At 69.9% G+C, this 8,661-nt stretch carries 1 protein-coding gene; it reads right to left on the bottom strand.

Going from position 1 to position 8,661, the window contains the following annotated elements:
• A partial coding sequence (locus tag AQI94_RS42185; RefSeq protein WP_159050664.1) for a non-ribosomal peptide synthetase occupies nt 1–8,661 on the bottom strand: 8,661 nt, incomplete at both ends.

Here is an 8,661-nt window from a genome sequence, read left to right as displayed (position 1 = left end):
ACGCACCCCAGGGACCGCACCGAGCTCCGGCCCCAGCGCGGTCACCATCCCGACCACACCGCCGTGAGACACCTGCACACCCTTGGGGCGACCCATCGAACCCGACGTATAGATCACATACGCCAACTGCGCCGCATCGACGGCGACTTCAGGGGCCGTCGACGGCAGATCCTCCGAAAGCTCCAGATCACCTTCGCGGAGCACGACCTGCGCCCCACTGTCGGCGACCATGAACTCCAGCCGATCCGCCGGATACTCAGGGTCCAGCGGCAGATACGTACCGCCCGCCAGCCACACCCCCAGCACCGCCACCACCATGTCGACACCGCGCGGCAGACACAGCCCCACCACCGACTCCGCACCCACACCCCGAGCACGCAACACATGGGCGAGCCGACCCGCCCGCGCCACCAACCCGCCATACGACAGCACCCGACCACCGGACACCACCGCCACCGCATCCGGAGCAGCAGACGCCCGCGCGACGATCAACTCATGCACCCCACCCACCGACGGCAACGCAACCGACCTGCCGTTCCAACCCCGCACCACCCGCTCACGCTCATCAACAGACAACACAGGCAGCTCACCCACCCGCCGCCCCGCATCCTCCGCCACCGCCTCCAACAACCGCACCAGATGACCCGACAACCGCTCCATCGTCCCGGTGTCGAACAACGCCGTGCTGTACTCGATCTGCCCCACCAGTCCTCCGCTCTCGCTGTCGCCGAGCCGCAGTGACAGGTCGAACTGGACCGCGCGGGAGCTGTCGTGGGGCGTGTCGACGGCGTCGGGGACCGTGCTGTCGTTGTCGTAGCTGAAGAGGACCTGGAAGAGCGGTGTTCGGGAGCGGTCGCGTTCCACCACGAGGTCGTCGACGAGGTGCTCGAACGACAGGTCCTGGTGGGCGTAGGCGCCCAGAGCCGTTTCCCTTACCTGGCCGAGGAGTTCGGTGAAGGTGGGGTCGCCGGACAGGTCGGTGCGCAGGACGAGTGTGTTGACGAAGAACCCGATCAGGTCTTCCGTCTCGGCCCGGTTCCGGTTGGCCACCGGTGTGCCCACGGCCACGTCCGCGGACCCTGTGTAGCGCCCGAGCAACACACTCACGGCTGCCAGGAGGGTCATGAACATGGTGGTACCGCTCTCGTGGGAGAGCGAGCGCAGGGTGCGGGCCACCCCCTCCGGGACGGCGAACGGCAGCATGGCTCCCCGCGTGGTGCGTACGGCCGGTCGGGGGCGGTCGGTCGGCAGGTCCGACGGGGCGAGATCGGCCAGTTGGTCGCGCCAGTAGGCGAGTTGTCCTTCCAGCACCTCTCCGTTCAGCCAGTGCCGTTGCCAGACCGCGAAGTCGGCGTACTGCACCGGCAGCGGGGGCAGCGGGTCGGGGCGGCCGGCGCGGAAGGCGTCGTAGAGGGCTGACAGTTCGCGTCGCAGGATGCGTTCCGACCATTCGTCCGTGACGACGTGGTGCAGCGTGAGTGCCAGGACGTGGTCGTCCGGGGCCATGCGGATGAGTGCGGCACGTACCAGGGGGCCGTTCGTGAGGTCGAAGGGGGTGCGGGCGTCGGCGGTGATCAGGGCGTGGGCGGCTGCCGCGGGGTCCGTCGCCTCGGACACGTCCACCACGGGCAGCGGGAACGCGGCGGGCGGGTCGACGATCTGGTGCGCCACGCCCTCCGCGTCCGGCACCAGCCGGGTCCGCAGCACCTCGTGCCGGGCCGTCAGTCCGCCGAGCGCCGCCTCCAGGGCGTACACGTCCAGGTCTCCCCGCAAAGGCAGCGGGGACGGCAGGACGTGGGCGATCGAGCCGGGGTCGAGTTGGTCGAGGAGCCACAACCGCTGCTGGGCGTAGGACAGGGGCAGGGGCTCGGCGCGGTCCGCCGGCGTCACCGGTGGGACCGCGGGTGCGGTTTCCGATGCATCGACGGCCGGGGCCAGTCCGCGCACGGTCGGGTGGTCGAAGAGCGCCGACAGCGGTACCTCGGCGCCGAACACCTCGCGGACGCGGGAGATGACCTGGGTGGCGAGCAGCGAGTGGCCTCCGACGGCGAAGAAGTCGTCGTCGGCGCCGACGCGGTCCGTGCCGAGCACCTGGGCCCAGATGCCCGCCAGCAGTTCCTCGGTCGCGCCGGAGAGGGCGACGTGCTCGTGGGTGTCCCACTGGTGGGGGTCGGGTTGCGGAAGGGCGGCGCGGTCGGTCTTGCCGTTGCGGGTCAGGGGCAGTTCCGCCAGCTCGGTGAAGAGGGCGGGGATCATGAACTCGGGCAGGGTGTGCCGCAGGTGGTCGCGCAGTTCGGGGGTCGGCGGGATCCCCTCGGCGGGGTCGGCGGGGACGACGTGGGCCACGAGCCTGCGGCCGGTGCCCTCGCCGTGGGCGGTCACGACGGCGGAGCGGACTCCCGTGTGGGCGGTCAGGGCGGCCTCGATCTCCCCCGGCTCGATCCGCACACCGCGGATCTTGACCTGGGTGTCCGCCCGGCCGAGGAACTCCAGCTCTCCGCTCGGCAGTCGGCGTACCCGGTCGCCCGTGCGGTACATCCGTCTGCCGTCGGCGGCGAAGGGGTCGGCGAGGAACCGTTCGGCTGTCAGCGCCGCGTGACCGAGATAGCCGCGCGCCACGCCGGTGCCGCCGATGAAGAGCTCACCCGCGACACCTGTCGGAACGGGGCGCATCCACGCGTCGAGCACATGGGCCCGGACACCGGCGATCGGTCGTCCGATCGGTACGGTCGCCACCGCCTGGGACAGCAGCCCGGCGACACAGGTGATGGTGGCCTCGGTGGGGCCGTACGCGTTGTGGACGGGCACCTGTGTGTACGTGAACCACTGGGCGAGGGTCTGCGGTGAGAGTGCTTCACCGCCCATGATCAGCAGGCGCAGGTCCGGTCCGAGGACGCCCGGGGCGCCGAGGTGGGGAATGAGCATCTCCCACAGCGCCGGGGTGATGTCGACCGAGGTGGCGGCCTGGGCGCGCAGTTCGCGCAGGATCCGCTCCGCCGGCCACTGCCGCTCGCCACGCAGCACCAGCCGTCCGCCGTGCGCCAGGGTGGCGAAGAGCTGCTCCTGCGCGGCGTCGAACATGAAGGACGCGATCTGCAGTGTCACATCGGCCGGAGACAGCCCGTACTGACGGCCCATCTCGCGGAGTTCCAGACTCCACGCGTCGTGCGGGACCAGCACGCCCTTGGGCCGGCCGGTGGAGCCCGAGGTGAAGATGACGTACGCCAGCTGGCTCGGCGACACCTCGATGTCGGGGTTCTCGGTGGAACAGGCGGCGATCGTGGGGCCGTCGGTGTCGAGGGTGAGACGCGGGACGGACACCTGCGTCAGCCGCTCGGCGGTCGCGGACCGGGTGACCAGTAGTGACGCTCCGGACGACGCGATCATGTGCGCGATCCGCTGGGCGGGGTGGTCGGTGTCCAGAGGGAGGTATGCCGCTCCCGCCTTGAGGACTCCGAGCAGTGCCACGATCGTCTCCGGGCCGCGTTCGAGGCACACCCCGACGACGCTCTCCGGTCCGATACCGAGTGCCGTGAGCCGACGGGCGAACTGGTTGGCCCTGGCGTTGAGGTGACCGTACGTCAGGTCCTGGCCGTCCGTGACGACCGCGACCGCGTCGGGTGTGCGCCGCGCCCACTCCTCGACGAGCCGGTGGACCGAAGCGGCCGCCGCGTCCGGCTCGGGGCCGGTGGCGAGGGACCGCAGTGTCGCGTGCTCGGTCTCCGTGAGGAGGTCCAGTTCGTCGATCGCGCGTGCCGGGTCCAGCACGCCGTGCAGAACGGCGACGAGCCGATCGGCCATCCGCTGAACCGTCACCCTGTCGAAGAGCGCGGTGCTGTACTCGAACTCGCCTGTCAGAGGGCCCTCTCCGGTGTCCCTGAAGGACAACGCGAGGTCGGCCAGGGCGAGGTCCCGGGACATCGAGGCGCCGGGACCGCTCGCTTCCTCGGGTCCATCGGCCTCCGGCGGCCGGCCCGTTGCTCCGGCGCCGTCCCGGAGGTAGTTGAAGTAGACCTGGAACAAGGCCGTACGGGAACGGTCCCGGTCGGTGACGAGTTCCTCGACGAGATGCTCGAACGGCAGGTCCTGGTGCTCGTAGGCGTCCAGCGCGGTCTGCCGCACCCGGTCCAGGAGTTCAGCGAACGTGGGATCGCCCGACAGATCCGTCCTCAGGACGAGCGTGTTGACGAAGAACCCGATCAGACCCTCCGTCTCGGCCCGGTTCCGGTTCGCCACCGCGGTACCCACGGCGATGTCGTCGCTGTCGCAGTAGCGACCCAGCAACACGTCGAAGGCGGCGAGCAGCGTCATGAACATCGTCGCGCCGCTCTCCCGTGACAGCGTCCGCAACGCTTCCGCGGTCTCCGTCGGGACGGTGAACCGTGTCGTCGCCCCCACCGACGAGCGGATCGGCGGCCGGGGCCGGTCGATCGGCAGCTCCAGCTCGGATACTCCGGCCAACTGATCGCGCCAGTACGACAGTTGCCGGTCCAGTACGTCACCGCTCAACCACTGCCGTTGCCACACCGCGAAGTCGGCGTACTGCACGGGCAGCGGCGGCAACGGGTCCGGCTCGCCGGCACGGAACGCCTCGTACAGCGCCTCGACCTCCTGGTGGAGGATGCGCGCCGACCACTCGTCGGACACGACGTGGTGCATGGCCAGCACCAGGACGTTCTCCCCGATCCCCAGCCGGATCAGCGTCGCCCGCAGCAGGGGACCGGCCGCGAGATCGAAGGGCTCCGTCATGTCCTGGGTGACCAGGCGCTCCGCCCGGCCGAGCGGGTCGTCGCTGCCGGAGACGTCCACCACCGGCAGCGGCTGGCGCACGGGCTCCCCCACCACCTGCCGGGCCACCCCGTCGGTGCCCGCCAGGAGCTTGGTGCGCAGCACCTCGTGCCGGGCCACCACGGCGTCCAGGGCCGCGCCCAGAGCCGCCACGTCCGGTACACCGTCGAGCCGAATCGGCAGTACGACGTTGTATTCGGTGGAGCCGGGGTCCAGCTGGTGCAGGAACCACAACCGCTGCTGCGCGAACGACAGCGGCAGCGGCTGCCCCCGGTCCGCCACCGTCACCGGTGGCACGGCCCCTCGCGCAGATCCCTCGATCTCGGCCGCCAGGGCACGCACGGTCGGTTTGTCGAACAGCACGGCCAGCGGCAGCTCGACGCCGAACACCTCTCGGATGCCGGACATCACCCGCGTGGCCAGCAGCGAATGCCCACCCAAGTCGAAGAAGCCGTCGGTCGCGCCGACACGGCCCACTCCCAGGACCCGGATCCAGAGGTCCGCGAGAAGTTCCTCCGTGGGGCCCACCGGTGGCACGAAGGCCTCCACGGCGGTGCCTGCGCTGTCGGGAGCGGGGAGGGCGGCCCGGTCGAGCTTGCCGTTCGGGGTGAGGGGCAGGGCCGCCAGCTCGGTGAAGACGGACGGGATCATGAAGGCGGGCAGGTGGGCGCTGGCGTGGGCGCGCAGGTCGGACACCGGCGGGATGCCTTCGGTCGGGTCGTCCGGGACCAGGTAGGCGGCCAGTCGGCGGTCGTCCTCGTCGCCGAAGGGCACCACGACGGTGGTGCGGACCTGGGGGTGCGTGCTGAGAACGGCTTCGATCTCGCCGGGTTCGATACGGAAGCCACGCACCTTGACCTGCTGATCCGCCCGGCCCACGAAGTCCAGCCGACCGTCGGGAAGCCAGCGGGCCCGGTCACCCGAGCGGTACATGCGCGAGCCGTCGGCCGTGAAGGGGTCGGGAAGGAAACGCTCACCGGTCAGGGCCGGACGGCCGGCATAGCCACGGGCCACCTGCGGCCCGGCGATGAACACCTCACCCGCCACACCCACCGGGACGGGCGACAGCCGGTCGTCGAGCACATACAGGCGGGCGTTGGCCACCGGCGAGCCGATCGGCGGCACACCTTCTGCGCCCTCGACCGCACCTGCCGTGACCATGACGGTCGCTTCGGTCGGGCCGTAGGTGTTCACGAGACGACGGCCGGGCGACCACGCCCTGGCGACCTGCTCCGTCAACCGCTCCGCACCCAGCAACAACGTCTCGACACCGGACACCTGCCCGGGCTCCAGCACACCCAACAACGACGGCACCACACTCGCCGCACCCACGCCCTCCGCACGGACCATGGCCGTCAGGACCTCGGGCTGTCCGCGCTCGGCGGACGAGGCGATCACCAGGGTCCCGCCCCGGACGAGGGTCACGGCGATGTCCAGCACGGCCGCGTCGAAGCTGAAGGAGGCGAACTGCAACACACGAACCCCAGGATCCACACCGAGCTCGGGACCCAGCGCGGTCACCATGCCCACCACACTGCCGTGAGACACCTGCACACCCTTGGGACGGCCCGTCGAACCCGACGTATAGATCACATACGCCAACTGCGCCGCATCTACGGCGACTTCGGGAGCCCTAGACGGCAGCGACCCGGTCCCTGCGAGATCACCTTCGCGGAGCACGACCTGCGCCCCGCTGTCGGCGACCATGAACTCCAGCCGATCCGCCGGATATTCAGGGTCGAGCGGCAGATACGTACCGCCCGCCAGCCACACCCCCAGCACCGCCACGACCATGTCGACACCGCGCGGCAGACACAGCCCCACCACCGACTCCGCACCCACACCACGAGCACGCAGCACACGAGCCAACCGACCCGCCCGCTCCACCAACCCGCCATACGACAGCACCCGACCACCGGACACCACCGCCACCGCATCCGGCGCCTCCACCGCCCGCGCGACGATCAGCTCATGCACCCCACCCACCGACGGCAACACGGTCTGGGCGCCGCTGGATCCCCGCATCACCTGCGCACGCTCGGCACCGGACAGTACGGGCAGCTCGCCCACCCGCCGCCCGGCATCCTCCGCCACCGCCTCCAGCACGGTGACGAGGTGTCCACCCAACCGCTGCACCGTCTCGGCATCGAACCGGGTCCGGTCGTACGTCAGCCGCAGCGCGAGTTCGCGGGCGTAACTGGCGGCCACACTGAGGGAGTAGCTGCCCTGTTCGCGCACATGGTTGAAGCCGGTGCGCAAACCACTCCGGGCAGAGTCCTCCTGGCCTTCCTCCAGCGCCTGGACAGGGTAGTTCTCGAAGACGAAAAGCGTGTCGAACAGGGCTTGTCCTGCTGGCAGTTCGCTGCTCTCGCTGATCGTCACCAGTGGTGTGTGCTCGTACTGCCGGGCTCGGACCTGCTCGTCCTGCAGTCCGGCCAGCCAGTCGGCCACCGGTTGATCACGGTCGATACGTATGCGGACCGGGGTGGTGTTGATCAGCAGTCCGACCATGTCGTCCATGCCGTCGATCTGACCGCCTCGGCCGGAGGAGGTAACCCCGAAGACCACGTCGTCGGAGCCGGCGTACAAGGACAGGACCAGAGCCCAGGCACCCTGCACCACGGTGTTGACCGTGAGCCGGTGGCGACGGGCGAACTCCGCCAGGCCGGCCCCCGCCACCGAGGGCGGGAGCTCAAGGTGGATTTCCTCCTGACCCGGCTCGCCTCCGGCGTTCCTCACCTCCAGGGAGGTGACCTCGGTGAAACCGGCCAGCCGCCCACGCCAGTACGCCCGAGCCTCGTCCAGGTCCTGACCTGCCACCCAGGCCGCGAAGTCCCGGAACGGCGCGCGTGCCGCCGGTCGCGGTTCGGTTCCCTCCCGGAAGGCGTGGTACGCCTCCAGCACCTCGCTCAGGATGATGGGCACGCTCCACCCGTCCAGCAAAAGATGATGGAAGCTCCACACCAGCTGGTGCCGGTCGTCGGCGAGCCGCACCAGGGTCAGCCGGACCAACGTCGGTTGGGTGAAGTCGGCCCCTCGCTCCCAGTCTTCTGCCAGAAACTCTTCGTGTGCCCGGTACCGCTCTTCTTCACTCAGGTGTGAGAAGTCCAGAACCCGCATGGGCAGGTTCACTGACCGGGAGACCACTGCCAACGGGTCGGGGATGCCCTCCCACACCACCGTGCTGCGCAGCACCTCGTGCCGAGAGAACACCACCTCCCACGCCCGCCTGAGCGCGTCGAGGTCCAGCTCTCCCTCGAAGAGGAGTCCGTTCTGCACCCAGTACATGCCGGCCTGGTCGGCCAGCCGGGTGTGGAAGAGCATGCCCTGCTGCAGGGCGGTGAGCGGATAGATGTCCTCCACGGCAGTTGGCAGCTGTTCCTCGATGTGATCGAGGCCGGCCTGGTCGAGACGGGCCAGCGGGAAGTCGGACGGGGTGTGTCCGCCGACCTCGGGACGGCAGCAGTACGCGATCAGCTCGGTCAGCACCTCGATATAGCGCTGCGCCAGCCCTCGTACCGTCTCCTCCTCGTGCACCTCACCGCCGTACGTCCACACCATGTCCAGGCGGCCATCAGCGATCAGGCAGTTGACGTCGATCAGGTGCGGGCGTTCGTTGTGCGGTGACTCCAGGTCACCTAGTACGCCGGCCAGCTGCCGGAACGGACGGCTGCTCTCGCCGTCATTCGGAACCAGATCGGAGTCGGGAGCGGTCCGTCCGCCGGACTGGCCGAGGTAGTTGAAGCTGACCTCCGCACCCGGACCGGACGCGGGAGTCCACTCGCTCAGATACCGCAACAGCCCGTAGCCCAGGCCCTTGCGCGGCACCGCCCGCAGATACTCCTTCGTCCCCCGCAGCAGATCACCCAGATC

This window comes from Streptomyces pseudovenezuelae (genome assembly GCF_001513955.1).
GTDB classification, from domain to species: domain Bacteria; phylum Actinomycetota; class Actinomycetes; order Streptomycetales; family Streptomycetaceae; genus Streptomyces; species Streptomyces pseudovenezuelae.
This window is presented reverse-complemented; position numbering and strand designations above follow the sequence as displayed.